Source organism: Halobacillus ihumii (assembly GCF_902726645.1).
GTDB lineage: Bacteria > Bacillota > Bacilli > Bacillales > Halobacillaceae > Halobacillus_A > Halobacillus_A ihumii.
In genome coordinates, this window is the sequence record NZ_CACVAO010000001.1 from 2293022 (window position 1) to 2307030 (window position 14009).

A 14009-nucleotide genomic window follows, 5' to 3' on the forward strand; every position below is an offset into this window, starting at 1 on the left:
TTTGCTTCACCACATCGTTCACTCCCTTTTGAATTAATAACTTCGTTTCTCCCATTGGCTATTAGTAATATTTACAAGTGACGCATCGTTATTCCCACTCGTAAGCTTGAGATTCGTTACATACCACCCTCTGCCGTTGGTACTTCCATCTGTCTCGTAGCGGAAACGGACATATTCTGTGCCTTCAGGGATGGTCACCTTTTCAGACTGCCAGGAAACGCTTGTACCGGTATAAGGCTGATGTATCTGTGACCAGTTTGCTCCGTCGCGGGACACTTCGATCACGCCGAAATCATACCCTTGTTCGATCCGGTACCAGGAATTAAAGGTGAGTGCAGCGGTTTCGTTAACCGAGACCTTGGCTGTTAAGGTTCGGTTTAGTTGATCACCGTAACCTGCGAACCAAGCCTTGTCTTTCGTTGGCATGCTGACAGGAATCGCGTCAGCCACTTTTCTGGCAAATTGCCTGCGAGCCGGGTTAGTCGATACCGTATCTCGTGTAGGGTGAACCCGGTTTGTCAGTAAAATAGCGATCGTTTCATTGTTGGGATTAATCACGATCGACGTTCCTGTGTAACCGGTATGGCCAATTGATGAAGCCTCAGATAAGGCATCCATATACCAGCCCTGAGCAAGTTCCCAGCCCAGGCCGTGCTCATTACCCGGGAATTCTGGTATTTGATTTTTGATCAATAACTCCACCGTTTCCGGTTCGAGGATTTGCTTGCCCCCATATCGTCCTTCGTTTAAAAACATGTGTCCTAATTTGGCCAGATCTTTTGCTGTAGAAAAAACACCCGCATGTCCAGCTACGCCTCCAAGTGACCAGGCATTCTCATCATGGACTTCTCCCCAAACAAGACCGCGTCCTGTCCATGGCTGGTATTCAGTTGCTGCAATCCGTTGTTTTAATTGTTCGGGAGGGTTATACATGGTATCCGTCATGTTGAGAGGTTCCGTGAGGTTTTCTTTGACGAAAGTATCCAGGCTTTGACCTGAAATGCGTTCAATAATAGAAGCTAAGGTAATCATGTTGAGGTCACTGTAGGTGTATGTGGTTCCTGGTGGATTAGATAATGGATACTGGTAGACATATTGCAGCCGCTCCTCTTTGCTATCTCCAATCGTGTAGAGCGGAACCCATGCTTTAAACCCGGAGGTGTGGGTCATCAGCTGTTTGATCGTTACATTTTCTTTTCCGTTTTGTGCAAACTCTGGAATGTAGTCGGCAACCGGGTCATCTAATTCAAACAAACCTTGTTCATAAAGTTTCATAGCTGCCGTGGTCGTGAAAATTTTACTAAGAGAGGCAATATCAAAAATCGTATCTTTCTGCATGGCAATAGGATCATTAACCTTGTTTCCTTGATCATCCTTGTACAAAACTGCACTTCCATACGCTTCATGCTGGACGATATGCCCTCGTCGAGCTACAAACGTCACGGCACCGGGCATTACCTCATTTTCCATCATCGATTTCATCACGGAATCAATTTCTCGTAAAGGAGTTTCCATCATGCCTGCTCCTTTAATGGATCCCGGATGTAAGATAGGGGAAGATGGTCCTGGATTTCCCCAGGAAAAAGCAGGATGTGCCCGCTCTTGAGTCCGCTTTTTTTCTTGCTTTTCAATTGTAGGCTGATTTTTTTCGCTCGCCATCACACTCCTTTCTGAATGTGCCGGTAACATAAATGAAACAGATAACATAACTAAGATCGTCAGTAACGATGTTTCCTTTTTCATATGTGCCTCCTTTCAAACTTGTACCTCTTTTTGAAAAGGTTTACATTGCTTGTTCTCATCATAAGTTAACGACAATATAGTTGTCTATACCACATAAGTCGCATTAATAGTTTGAATAGTGTGAAAAATGGTATAAAGGAAATAGGTAAATAGTTACTCAAATTCTAGTTAAAGGAATTAATGGGTTGCATTTTATACATATCTGATTGCCTTGTCCCATATAGTTAGATAGGTGATGTAAGGGGAGTGGGGAGATATGATACGGCGTATGAAAACAGCTGGATGGTTACTCGTAGTAGTCGGAGTTGTTTGTTTGATTTCCTATCCTGTACAAGAGGTGAAAGATGCCTGGCAGGTATGGTCTTCGCCACTTGCAGGCAAAGTGATCGTATTAGATCCCGGGCATGGAGGTCCAGATGGCGGTGCAGTAGGGGAGAATGGAACAGAGGAGAAAGAAATCACTCTGCAGATTTCGCAATATTTAAGGGATTATTTGCAGCAATCTGGTGCACTGGTTTATTTAACGCGTGAAAATGGGAACGATCTATCTTCTGAAGATGCAGGCAGTTTATCACGGCGTAAAGCTGAAGATATTAGAAATCGCGTTGATTTCATTGAAGATAAAGAAGCTGACTTTTTCATAAGCTTACACTTGAATGCCATTCCTTCCAATAAGTGGCGGGGAGCTCAAACCTTTTACAATTCAAAGAATGAAGAAAGTGAAAGTCTGGCTAAGTTTATTCAGTCTGAAATTCGAACATCCCTTGATAATACAACAAGGGAAGCGATGGGGTTGAATAATATTTATATCCTCAAACATACAGAAGCGCCCGGGGCATTAGTGGAGGCCGGATTTTTATCAAATCCTGATGAGCGGACTTTACTTGAGACTAATGAATACCAAAGGAAAATGGCTGAATCTGTATACAGAGGGATATTACGTTATGTCACAGAACTGGAATATCCCGATGACTCTGAAGAGTAAGCATATTGCTTAGAAAGCGGTTCATGTATGTTATACTTGCACTGATGAAACATTTCTAAGGAAGGTGACATTTTTTGCTTACACAAGAGGAAGTACTGAATATTCTCCACTCTATCGAAGATCCGTTTTTACATAAAACGTTAGAAGAGACGGGTGGAGTTGAGGAGATAAAGATTAAGGAAGAGAAGAATCACGTCAGTGTAAAGGTGTTAATTGCTAAGACCAACACGGCAGAACAAATGGAGCTGCAGCAAACGATCGTCAATGCTCTTAAAAGTGGCGGAGCGGCTACGGTGGGACTTCGCTTTGATCAGCTGCCTGACGACGTAATTGAGAAATTTCAGCCCGCTGCTGAAGAGGCTCAAGAAGCGTCATTGCTCGATGGTAAAACAGGCACGAAATTCATTTCCATTGCGAGCGGGAAAGGCGGCGTAGGGAAATCAACTGTAACAGTTAACCTTGCTATTGCTCTTTCACGCTTAGGTAAAAAAGTCGGTATTATCGATGCTGATATTTACGGATTTAGTGTACCAGATATGATGGGAGTGGAAGAACGCCCGGTTGTCCGCGGAGAAAAGATCATTCCTGTGGAACGTTTCGGAGTGAAAATCGTATCTATGGGCTTCTTTGTGGAGGATAACTCTCCTATTATTTGGCGTGGTCCAATGCTGGGTAAAATGCTGACAAGCTTTTTCAAAGAGGTGGAATGGGGCGATTTGGACTATCTCCTGCTTGACCTTCCTCCAGGAACTGGCGATATGGCGCTGGATGTACATGCCATGCTTCCATCCTCCAAAGAAATAATCGTAACAACCCCACATCCTACTGCTGCATTCGTAGCGGCTCGTGCGGGTCAAATGGCGATTAAAACAGAGCATGAGATTCTGGGCGTTGTGGAAAATATGGCCTACTTTGAAAGTAAAGAAACTGGTAATAAGGAGTTTGTTTTTGGCCGTGGCGGCGGAGCGAAATTAGCTGAAGAGCTGAAAACTGATATTCTTGGTCATGTTCCTTTGCAACAACCTTATGAAGATGAGGATGTATTTGCGCCTTCTGTGTATCAGTCAGATCACCCGATCGGTGTCACTTACCGAAACATGGCTGCTAAAATAATCGATAAATATTAATATAAGTAAAAAGCACGCAGTTTGTTTCTACAAGCTGCGTGCTTTATTGATCGTTAAGCACCTTGTCCTGAGCTGGACTGCTCTTGTCCACCCTGCTTTTGCTTTTGTCCTCCACTTTGCTCGCCGGTTTTCATTTTCTCTGCAGCCTGGAGCAAAGTTTCGGTCATTTTAGCTTGAAACACAGGGCTGTTTAAAGTTTCCTGTATCGTTTTCTCTAAGTGAGCTCTAAATTTCTGACCTTGCATAACTTCAAGCATCTGCTCCATCATTTCAGGGTTTTGATACAGCTCTATAAGTGATTTCTGATATTCAGGGTCTTTCATTAATCCCTTCATCAGTTTTTTTTGCTCTTCTTCAATCACTTTACTGAATTCCTGGACAAATTTTGGATCTGTAAAAAGTTTACTCCAGAATTTTTTGCCTTTTTCTGAAAGCAGGGTTTCACTTACAGCTTGTTTGACCACTTCAGAGTCCAATGCCATAGCTTGCTGCATTTGCTCATCGGTCAGCACCTCTGTCATTGCTTTCTTACCATCATCTGTCTTTAATATATCCACCATCATTTTTTTGGTGGTTTCGTAATCCGCTTCCCCGCTGGCTCCCGAAGTACCGCCGCAAGCGGTTAAGAAAACAACGAGTAAAACGGGACATATCAAGCGTAATATGGACATGAATTATGTCCCCTTTCCTTTGTTCTCCTTGCTTTACTATTTGCATTTCGACAAAAAATTATGCGGACTTGAGGAAAAATTGCACGCTTCATGATAAAATACGAAAGGGTAATTTAATGTAATTTAGGAGGACGTAAAGTGACCAGTCGAAAATGGGTGAGAATGTTTCTAACTACACTGTTAGTCGGTGCAGTATTAACTTTACTTACCAGTTTTGTTGTAAAATCAGACTCCTACCTAAGGGTGTTGCAACCGCTTCAATTAAATGAACTGTTAGGAGTGCTGTTATTTTTCCTTGGATTTGGGCTTATTTTTAGTGTCATCAGCCAAATGGGCTTTTTTGCATACTTAACGGTTAATCAATTTGGGTTAGGGGTTTTTCGAAGTTTTTGGCCATCAATCCAGGTTTTCTTGGTAGCCTTTACGCTATTTGACCTCATCTACTTCCGCTATCGCGCAGCAGAAGAAGCATCGGTTTGGCCCTTCTTATGGACAGCCATCGTTATATTCTTGTTATCGTTATTAGTCGCTTGGTTAAAGGCTAAGGAAACGAATAGGAAGGCATTTATCCCAGCTTTATTTTTCATGGTTGTCGTTACAACTGTCGAATGGGTTCCAGCCTTACGTGCTGAGGGAAGTGCTTACGTATGGTTAATGATTATTCCTTTATTTGTTTGTAATGCTTATCAGCTTTTATTGCTTCACAGGTTAACAGCAAATCATACATCTAAAGTGAAATAAGCGGCCATTATTAGCCGCTTATTTTTCATTCTTCTTTAATTTTTGCCTGACCACCGTTTACTAATTCAGTAATCGTAACAAACTTAAGATCTTTTTGTTTTAGTCCCGGAATAATGACTTCCAGTGCTTTGGCTGTTTGCTTGATTGAATCAGAAGCATGCAGCAATATAATATCCCCTTTTGAACTATTCTCCATGATTTGATTTATGATTGCGTTCGTACCAGGGTTTTCCCAATCACGCGGATTCAGGCTCCACTGAACTGTTTCAAGCCCTTCTTTTTCGATGGCCGTTAATATTTCCTGGTTTAAGTGACCGTGAGGGGGACGCAAATAATTGATATCTTCAAACCCTAATTTTTCAAAAGCCTCTTTTGCCTTTTGGATATCTTTTCTTATTTGCTCAGGCTCCATCTTTACATAGCTTTCGTATTCATATCCCATCATAGCAATTTCGTGTTTACCTTCATGAATTTCTTCTACAATGTCCGGATGTCGTTCTGCCCAGCTCCCGCTAAGAAAGAATGTAGCCTTCGCCTTGTGAGTTTTTAATTTTTCCAGGATATCATGTACCTTTTCATTTCCCCAGCTAATATTAAACGTTAAGGCGATAAATGGCTGATCACCATTTCCTTTAGATAAAGCTTTCGACTCGCCATCATTTGAAAAAACAGGGAGTTGACTACGTTGGCCGATCCACATCATAAATGCACAAAACAATGCAAGGAAAATAATTAGACTATAACGTTTGATTCGATCTGTTTTCCACGTATAAAAACTCACGCTACAGCAACTCCTTTTTACCTCTATATATAGTCCATGCTTATGAAAAATATGGACAAACTATGCTAGAAATCGTAAAAACAGGGTAAAAATAAAAGGAGTTACTTGAAAGAGGGTGGAAGACAATGTACGGTTTCATGACTAATGATAATGAACAGCTTGAAATAGAGTACTTGTTAAAAAGGGAGATGGAGGAAATTACGTTTGATTTAGGGGACCATCGGATTGATTCCGAAATAAAGGCTGCCATGGAAGAAAGATATGCAGTGTTATTTCAGTTATTTAGAAGGTTTGCAAGCCGGGAAGAATGCTTGCAATATATGCCGAGGAAGAAAGAGCAGAATTAACTTTGTTATGTTATATTCACTTAATACGGGAAGAGAAGTGTGAATAGATGAAACATATGAGAGCGATCATTTTTGATCTGGATGGAGTGATCACAGATACGGCTGAATATCATTATTTAGCTTGGCGCGCCTTAGCCAATGATTTAAATATTCCATTTGACCGTGAATTTAATGAGGAGCTAAAAGGAGTAAGCCGGGTTGACTCCTTAAATATGATCCTTAAGCACGGCGGCCTGCACCTGAAAGGGGAAGAAAAAAGGGAAGCCGGATCCAGAAATTTTCCTGACTGCAGCGGCACAACTCGGTGTAGATCCTAATTATTGTGTAGGAGTAGAAGATGCACATGCAGGGGTACAAGTTATTAAAGCGGCTGATATGTATGCAGTCGGCGTAGGGGACCCGGACTCGTTACGCATGGCCGATTGGATTATCGCTGACACCAGGGAGTTGACGTTAGATCAAGTTGACTAAACAAGTCCTGTCATAATTTTAATCATTTCCTTAAAACTCGAAGCCTGCTTTTCGGGTTTTTTTCATGATCCATTTTCCTTTATGTTTGGTCAACTGTTAAAAAGGTAAAAGAAATATGAGAAATTCCTTAAAAGTTATTGCACTATCTTTTCATTCTATGCTATATTATTAATCGTTGTCGGGAAAGGGCGAACGGAAACAACATCGACCTTTCAGAAACAAATAACTTTGTTGAAAAAAGTTGTTGACTTTATGATCTAGACGCGATAGAATAAATCTTGTCGCTAAAACGACAGCCAATTAATTTGATCTTTGAAAACTGAATGAACCAACCAGTACGTCAACATATTCTTTCTATTATATAGAAGGAATTCAAACAAGCACATTCGGTGTGCAAATGAGCAAGTCATTCTCAACTTTTATGGAGAGTTTGATCCTGGCTCAGGACGAACGCTGGCGGCGTGCCTAATACATGCAAGTCGAGCGCAGGAAGCAGGCAGATCCCCTTCGGGGGTAATGCCTGTGGAATGAGCGGCGGACGGGTGAGTAACACGTGGGCAACCTGCCTGTAAGATCGGAATAACTCCGGGAAACCGGGGCTAATGCCGGGTAATCCTTTTTTTCGCATGAGAGAGAGGTAAAAGATGGCCTTTGGCTATCACTTACAGATGGGCCCGCGGCGCATTAGCTAGTTGGTGAGGTAATAGCTCACCAAGGCGACGATGCGTAGCCGACCTGAGAGGGTGATCGGCCACACTGGGACTGAGACACGGCCCAGACTCCTACGGGAGGCAGCAGTAGGGAATCTTCCGCAATGGACGAAAGTCTGACGGAGCAACGCCGCGTGAACGATGAAGGTCTTCGGATCGTAAAGTTCTGTTGTTAGGGAAGAACAAGTACCGTGCGAATAGAGCGGTACCTTGACGGTACCTAACGAGGAAGCCCCGGCTAACTACGTGCCAGCAGCCGCGGTAATACGTAGGGGGCAAGCGTTGTCCGGAATTATTGGGCGTAAAGCGCGCGCAGGCGGTTTCTTAAGTCTGATGTGAAAGCCCACGGCTCAACCGTGGAGGGTCATTGGAAACTGGGGAACTTGAGGACAGAAGAGGAGAGTGGAATTCCACGTGTAGCGGTGAAATGCGTAGATATGTGGAGGAACACCAGTGGCGAAGGCGACTCTCTGGTCTGTTTCTGACGCTGAGGTGCGAAAGCGTGGGTAGCAAACAGGATTAGATACCCTGGTAGTCCACGCCGTAAACGATGAGTGCTAGGTGTTAGGGGGCTTCCACCCCTTAGTGCTGAAGTTAACGCATTAAGCACTCCGCCTGGGGAGTACGGCCGCAAGGCTGAAACTCAAAGGAATTGACGGGGGCCCGCACAAGCGGTGGAGCATGTGGTTTAATTCGAAGCAACGCGAAGAACCTTACCAGGTCTTGACATCCTTGGACCACCCTAGAGATAGGGTCTTCCCTTCGGGGACCAAGTGACAGGTGGTGCATGGTTGTCGTCAGCTCGTGTCGTGAGATGTTGGGTTAAGTCCCGCAACGAGCGCAACCCCTAATCTTAGTTGCCAGCATTGAGTTGGGCACTCTAAGGTGACTGCCGGTGACAAACCGGAGGAAGGCGGGGATGACGTCAAATCATCATGCCCCTTATGACCTGGGCTACACACGTGCTACAATGGATGGTACAAAGGGCAGCGAAGCCGCAAGGTGTAGCAAATCCCATAAAACCATTCTCAGTTCGGATTGCAGGCTGCAACTCGCCTGCATGAAGCCGGAATCGCTAGTAATCGCGGATCAGCATGCCGCGGTGAATACGTTCCCGGGCCTTGTACACACCGCCCGTCACACCACGAGAGTTGGCAACACCCGAAGTCGGTGAGGTAACCTTTATGGAGCCAGCCGCCGAAGGTGGGGCCAATGATTGGGGTGAAGTCGTAACAAGGTAGCCGTATCGGAAGGTGCGGCTGGATCACCTCCTTTCTAAGGAAATATGCAAGGCGGAAGCACCCTTACGGGTGACGGAAGCTGCCGCATACGGAGGACGTACCTGGTTGGTTGTTCAGTTTTGAGAGATCAAAAAACATAATGATCCCTGTGAATGGGCCTGTAGCTCAGCTGGTTAGAGCGCACGCCTGATAAGCGTGAGGTCGGTGGTTCGAGTCCACTCAGGCCCACCATTCAACGGGGCCTTAGCTCAGCTGGGAGAGCGCCTGCTTTGCACGCAGGAGGTCAGCGGTTCGATCCCGCTAGGCTCCACCATATAATGAACTTTAAAACACAATGACATTCTTGTGTTTTAAAAGCAACCCTTAGAATGGGATGAACCTTGAAAACTGGATAAGATATTTCAGAACGTGTTGGATCGTTAGATCCGCACGGGATGACAAGACATCAAACATCAATTTTTTAAACGTCTTTTCACAGATAGTTAAGTGAATAAGGGCGCACGGTGGATGCCTTGGTACTAGGAGCCGATGAAGGACGGGACTAACACCGATATGCTTTGGGAAGCCGTAAGTAGGCTGTGCACCGAAGATTTCCGAATGGGGAAACCCCCTGCTCGTAATGGAGCAGGATCGTTTACTGAATACATAGGTAGACGAAGGCAGACCCGGGGAACTGAAACATCTCAGTACCCGGAGGAAGAGAAAGCAAACGCGATTTCCCAAGTAGCGGCGAGCGAAACGGAATCAGCCCAAACCAGAAAGCTTGCTTTCTGGGGTTGTAGGACACTCCTTTGGAGTTACCAAAAAAGAAGATAGATGAATCGATCTGGAACGATCAGCCAGAGCAGGTAAGAGCCCTGTAATCGACATCTTCTTTTCTCCGGAGTGGATCCTGAGTACGGCGGAACACGAGGAATTCCGTCGGAATCCGGGAGGACCATCTCCCAAGGCTAAATACTCCCTAGTGACCGATAGTGAACCAGTACCGTGAGGGAAAGGTGAAAAGCACCCCGGAAGGGGAGTGAAAGAGAACCTGAAACCGTGTGCCTACAAGTAGTCGGAGCCCATTGATGGGTGACGGCGTGCCTTTTGTAGAATGAACCGGCGAGTTACGACTGTATGCAAGGTTAAGCGTCAGAAGCGGAGCCGCAGCGAAAGCGAGTCTGAATAGGGCGAATGAGTATGCGGTCGTAGACCCGAAACCGTGTGATCTACCCATGTCCAGGGTGAAGGTCAGGTAACACTGACTGGAGGCCCGAACCCACGCAAGTTGAAAATTGCGGGGATGAGGTGTGGGTAGGGGTGAAATGCCAATCGAACACGGAGATAGCTGGTTCTCTCCGAAATAGCTTTAGGGCTAGCCTCAGAATAGAAAGTCTTGGAGGTAGAGCACTGATTGGACGAGGGGCCCCTACCGGGTTACCGAATTCAGTCAAACTCCGAATGCCAACGACTTTGTTCTGGGAGTCAGACCATGGGTGATAAGGTTCATGGTCGAGAGGGAAACAGCCCAGACCGCCAGCTAAGGTCCCTAAGTGTGTGTTAAGTGGAAAAGGATGTGGAGTTGCTTAGACAACCAGGATGTTGGCTTAGAAGCAGCCATCATTGAAAGAGTGCGTAATAGCTCACTGGTCGAGTGACTCTGCGCCGAAAATATACCGGGGCTAAACACACCACCGAAGCTGCGGATTGATCCGAACGGATCAGTGGTAGGAGAGCGTTCTAAGGGCGGCGAAGTCAGACCGTAAGGACTGGTGGAGCGCTTAGAAGTGAGAATGCCGGTATGAGTAGCGAACAAAGAGTGAGAATCTCTTTCACCGAAAGCCCAAGGTTTCCTGAGGAAGGCTCGTCCTCTCAGGGTTAGTCGGGACCTAAGCCGAGGCCGAAAGGCGTAGGCGATGGACAACAGGTTGATATTCCTGTACCGCCTCCTTTCCGTTTGAACGACGGGGGGACGCAGGAGGATAAGGAGAGCGCACCATTGGATGTGTGCGTCCAAGCAGTGAGACGGTCGAGGCAGGCAAATCCACTCGGCAACGTCAAGCTGTGATGGGGAGGGAACTAAAGTACCGAAGCTCCTGAGTTCACACTGCCAAGAAAATCCTCTAGTGAGGAAAGAGGCGCCCGTACCGCAAACCAACACAGGTAGGCGAGGAGAGGATCCTAAGGTGAGCGGGAGAACTCTCGTTAAGGAACTCGGCAAAATGACCCCGTAACTTCGGGAGAAGGGGTGCTCCTCTGCCGAGGAGCCGCAGTGAAAAGGCCCAAGCGACTGTTTACCAAAAACACAGGTCTCTGCGAAGCCGTAAGGCGAAGTATAGGGGCTGACACCTGCCCGGTGCTGGAAGGTTAAGGGGATGCGTTAGCGCGTAAGCGCGAAGCGTTGAACCGAAGCCCCAGTAAACGGCGGCCGTAACTATAACGGTCCTAAGGTAGCGAAATTCCTTGTCGGGTAAGTTCCGACCCGCACGAAAGGTGCAACGACTTGGGCACTGTCTCAACGAGAGACCCGGTGAAATTATACTATGCGTGAAGATGCGCATTACCCGCGACAGGACGGAAAGACCCCGTGGAGCTTTACTGTAGCCTGATATTGAATGTTGGTACAGCTTGTACAGGATAGGTGGGAGCCTGAGAAACCGGAGCGCTAGCTTCGGTGGAGGCGCTGGTGGGATACCACCCTGGCTGTACGGACATTCTAACCCAGGACCGTGATCCGGTTCGGAGACAGTGTCAGGTGGGCAGTTTGACTGGGGCGGTCGCCTCCTAAAGAGTAACGGAGGCGCCCAAAGGTTCCCTCAGAATGGTTGGAAATCATTCGCAGAGTGTAAAGGCACAAGGGAGCTTGACTGCGAGACTTACAAGTCGAGCAGGGACGAAAGTCGGGCTTAGTGATCCGGCGGTACCGTATGGAAGGGCCGTCGCTCAACGGATAAAAGCTACCCCGGGGATAACAGGCTTATCTCCCCCAAGAGTCCACATCGACGGGGAGGTTTGGCACCTCGATGTCGGCTCATCGCATCCTGGGGCTGTAGTCGGTCCCAAGGGTTGGGCTGTTCGCCCATTAAAGCGGTACGCGAGCTGGGTTCAGAACGTCGTGAGACAGTTCGGTCCCTATCCGTCGTGGGCGTTGGAAATCTGAAAGGAGCTGTCCTTAGTACGAGAGGACCGGGATGGACACACCGCTGGTGTACCAGTTGTTCCGCCAGGAGCATCGCTGGGTAGCTACGTGTGGACGGGATAAGTGCTGAAAGCATCTAAGCATGAAGCCCCCCTTGAGATGAGATTTCCCCTTACGCCAAGTAAGTAAGATTCCTCAGAGACGATGAGGTCGATAGGTCCGAGGTGGAAGCGTGGTGACACGTGGAGCTGACGGATACTAATCAATCGATGACTTAACTATAAGGAAAACGTACACATTAAATGTTTGATAACTTGAATGTCTTATCCAGTTTTGAAGGTTTTCAAAAAAAACCTTGAAATTTTCTTTCAAGGGTCATATAATATATCTTGTCCTTGAAAAATAATAAGGTTTGGTGGTGACGGCGAAGAGGTCACACCTGTTCCCATGCCGAACACAGCAGTTAAGCTCTTCAGCGCCGATGGTAGTCGGGTTGATCCCCGTGAGAGTAGGACACTGCCAAGCCTTGTTACATAAAACCCGGAGGATTAGCTCAGCTGGGAGAGCACTTGCCTTACAAGCAAGGGGTCGCAGGTTCGAGCCCTGCATCCTCCACCATTTATCGCCGGCCTAGCTCAACTGGCAGAGCAACTGATTTGTAATCAGTAGGTTGGGGGTTCAAGTCCTCTGGCCGGCACCATTAACGCTTGTATAACAATGGAGGGATAGCGAAGTTGGCCAAACGCGGCGGACTGTAAATCCGCTCCCATCGGGTTCGCAGGTTCGAGTCCTGCTCCCTCCACCATTTAATTATTAAATTACATCTTTTAGCGTATAAGATTTATTAAACAGTACATACTATTTTTGTAATGTTGGGCCATAGCCAAGCGGTAAGGCAACGGTTTTTGGTACCGTCATGCGCTGGTTCGAATCCAGCTGGCCCAGCCATTTTATCTTAATAGGGAATAAGGCTTTTTTTATTTAACAGGAAATACATAAACGTTCTTGTTACTGACTTAGAGGAATACTTTTTACGATGAGTGTGACTTACGAAAGTATGAGCGTCATTATTCAATACGAGCCATTAGCTCAGTTGGTAGAGCAAGCCAGCTACTTGCGTTACTTCCTTGCAGGCTTGCGAGGAGTGCGGCTTCACTGTTTTCCTTGCAACACGACGAGCATCACTTACGAAAGTATGAGCGTCATTATTAAATATGAGCCATTAGCTCAGTTGGTAGAGCATCTGACTTTTAATCAGAGGGTCGGAGGTTCGAGCCCTCCATGGCTCATCCCGAGAGACGGATATTGCATAAGCAATTCCGTCTCTCATTAATACTCTAGGGGCCTTAGCTCAGCTGGGAGAGCGCCTGCTTTGCACGCAGGAGGTCAGCGGTTCGATCCCGCTAGGCTCCACCAATACATATAAGCTTAAGCTGATATCATGATAGATATCAGCTTTTTTTAATGCGTTCTGGTTCTTACTAATATATAAAAATCCTTTCATAAAGGAGAGAAAACTAGTGAAAGCTATTTTTGTCGATCGTGATGGAACTATGGGGGGCTCAGATAGAATTGAGTATCCAGGTGAATTTCAATTGTACCCGGGTGTTCAAGCTAAGTTTTGTGAGGTGCAAGAGAATGGTGTGAAGTTATTTTCCTTTACCAATCAGCCTGGGATTGCTGAGGGGCATGCAACTGTTAAAAGTTTTCAAGAAGAAATGAACGGTTTTGGTCTTGATGGCGTCTATGTCTGTCCCCACACGCCAAAAGCAGGGTGCAGGTGCCGAAAACCGGAGACGGGGATGATTGAACGTGCCTGTGAAGATCATGGGTTACAACCAGAGAATTGTTATGTGATAGGTGACCGTTTGACAGACATGCAGGCAGCTGAACTTGCTGGTTGTAAAGGAATCCTTGTAACTACAGGCGCTGGAGGAGATTCACTAAGACAGTGGCAACAGTCAGGTGTAAAACTAGATATAAGATGGATTGCTAAAGATATTATTCATGCATTAGATTGGCTGTTGGCGTGCAAATAACGTATATATATGCAGAAAGATGTGCGGTTGAA

General features: G+C 46.1%; 8 protein-coding genes, 8 tRNA genes, 3 rRNA genes and 1 pseudogene. 17 read left to right on the forward strand and 3 right to left on the reverse strand.

Going from position 1 to position 14009, the window contains the following annotated elements; genetic code table 11:
- Positions 1 to 33: 33 nt before the first annotated feature.
- Positions 34 to 1743 (reverse strand): serine hydrolase domain-containing protein, encoded by a 1710-nt coding sequence (locus G6R08_RS11445; protein ID WP_163528043.1) that lies wholly within the window; start codon positions 1741 to 1743, stop codon positions 34 to 36.
- Between the two features lie 256 nt (positions 1744 to 1999).
- Between G6R08_RS11445 and cwlD the strand changes: the two genes are divergently transcribed.
- Together cwlD and G6R08_RS11455 are read left to right on the forward strand one after the other, a co-directional pair.
- Entirely contained in the window at positions 2000 to 2728 is a 729-nt protein-coding gene (gene cwlD, locus G6R08_RS11450; RefSeq protein ID WP_163528044.1) for an N-acetylmuramoyl-L-alanine amidase CwlD, read from the forward strand.
- Between the two features lie 74 nt (positions 2729 to 2802).
- Entirely contained in the window at positions 2803 to 3855 is a 1053-nt protein-coding gene (locus G6R08_RS11455) for an Mrp/NBP35 family ATP-binding protein (RefSeq protein WP_163528045.1), read from the forward strand.
- Between the two features lie 53 nt (positions 3856 to 3908).
- On the opposite strand, the gene gerD is transcribed toward G6R08_RS11455, so the two are convergent.
- Entirely contained in the window at positions 3909 to 4526 is a 618-nt protein-coding gene (gerD, locus tag G6R08_RS11460; RefSeq protein ID WP_163528046.1) for a spore germination lipoprotein GerD, read from the reverse strand.
- Positions 4527 to 4664: 138 nt separating this feature from the next.
- Here gerD and G6R08_RS11465 point away from each other — a divergent pair, with 138 nt between their 5' ends.
- Positions 4665 to 5267 (forward strand): KinB-signaling pathway activation protein, encoded by a 603-nt coding sequence (locus G6R08_RS11465; RefSeq protein WP_163528047.1) that lies wholly within the window; start codon positions 4665 to 4667, stop codon positions 5265 to 5267.
- Between the two features lie 25 nt (positions 5268 to 5292).
- Here G6R08_RS11465 and pdaB read toward each other — a convergent pair whose 3' ends face one another.
- Positions 5293 to 6048, reverse strand: a complete 756-nt coding sequence (gene pdaB, locus G6R08_RS11470) for a polysaccharide deacetylase family sporulation protein PdaB (protein ID WP_240339694.1) — start codon at positions 6046 to 6048, stop codon at positions 5293 to 5295.
- A 125-nt stretch (positions 6049 to 6173) separates the two neighbouring features.
- Between pdaB and G6R08_RS11475 the strand changes: the two genes are divergently transcribed.
- From G6R08_RS11475 to G6R08_RS11540, 14 genes and pseudogenes are all read left to right on the forward strand, one after another.
- Positions 6174 to 6395 (forward strand): hypothetical protein, encoded by a 222-nt coding sequence (locus tag G6R08_RS11475; protein ID WP_163528048.1) that lies wholly within the window; start codon positions 6174 to 6176, stop codon positions 6393 to 6395.
- A 56-nt stretch (positions 6396 to 6451) separates the two neighbouring features.
- Positions 6452 to 6866 (forward strand): annotated as a pseudogene (locus tag G6R08_RS11480) (HAD-IA family hydrolase).
- Positions 6867 to 7284: 418 nt separating this feature from the next.
- Positions 7285 to 8851: ribosomal RNA gene (locus G6R08_RS11485) — 16S ribosomal RNA — on the forward strand.
- A 120-nt stretch (positions 8852 to 8971) separates the two neighbouring features.
- Positions 8972 to 9048, forward strand: a tRNA-Ile gene (locus G6R08_RS11490).
- A 6-nt stretch (positions 9049 to 9054) separates the two neighbouring features.
- Positions 9055 to 9130: transfer RNA gene (locus G6R08_RS11495), tRNA-Ala, on the forward strand.
- 167 nt (positions 9131 to 9297) lie between these two features.
- Positions 9298 to 12220: ribosomal RNA gene (locus tag G6R08_RS11500) — 23S ribosomal RNA — on the forward strand.
- Positions 12221 to 12349: 129 nt separating this feature from the next.
- Positions 12350 to 12463 (forward strand): 5S ribosomal RNA (gene rrf, locus G6R08_RS11505).
- Together the 16S, 23S and 5S rRNA genes with 8 tRNA genes alongside form the textbook arrangement of a ribosomal RNA operon.
- A gap of 17 nt (positions 12464 to 12480) precedes the next feature.
- Positions 12481 to 12556: transfer RNA gene (locus G6R08_RS11510), tRNA-Val, on the forward strand.
- A 6-nt stretch (positions 12557 to 12562) separates the two neighbouring features.
- Positions 12563 to 12638 (forward strand) — tRNA-Thr (locus G6R08_RS11515).
- 19 nt (positions 12639 to 12657) lie between these two features.
- Positions 12658 to 12743: transfer RNA gene (locus G6R08_RS11520), tRNA-Tyr, on the forward strand.
- A 68-nt stretch (positions 12744 to 12811) separates the two neighbouring features.
- Positions 12812 to 12886 (forward strand) — tRNA-Gln (locus tag G6R08_RS11525).
- Positions 12887 to 13154: 268 nt separating this feature from the next.
- A tRNA-Lys gene (locus G6R08_RS11530) sits at positions 13155 to 13227 on the forward strand.
- A 51-nt stretch (positions 13228 to 13278) separates the two neighbouring features.
- Positions 13279 to 13354 (forward strand) — tRNA-Ala (locus tag G6R08_RS11535).
- Between the two features lie 104 nt (positions 13355 to 13458).
- Positions 13459 to 13977 (forward strand): HAD-IIIA family hydrolase, encoded by a 519-nt coding sequence (locus tag G6R08_RS11540; RefSeq protein ID WP_240339695.1) that lies wholly within the window; start codon positions 13459 to 13461, stop codon positions 13975 to 13977.
- The last annotated feature ends 32 nt before the right edge of the window (positions 13978 to 14009 follow it).

Excerpts from the sequence above, each read along its gene's own strand:
- G6R08_RS11445 (WP_163528043.1), bottom strand. The coding sequence starts at position 1,743 with ATGAAAAAGGAAACATCGTTACTGACGATCTTAGTTATGTTATCTGTT.
- gerD (WP_163528046.1), bottom strand. The coding sequence starts at position 4,526 with ATGTCCATATTACGCTTGATATGTCCCGTTTTACTCGTTGTTTTCTTA.
- G6R08_RS11475 (WP_163528048.1), top strand. The coding sequence starts at position 6,174 with ATGTACGGTTTCATGACTAATGATAATGAACAGCTTGAAATAGAGTAC.
- cwlD (WP_163528044.1), top strand. The coding sequence starts at position 2,000 with ATGATACGGCGTATGAAAACAGCTGGATGGTTACTCGTAGTAGTCGGA.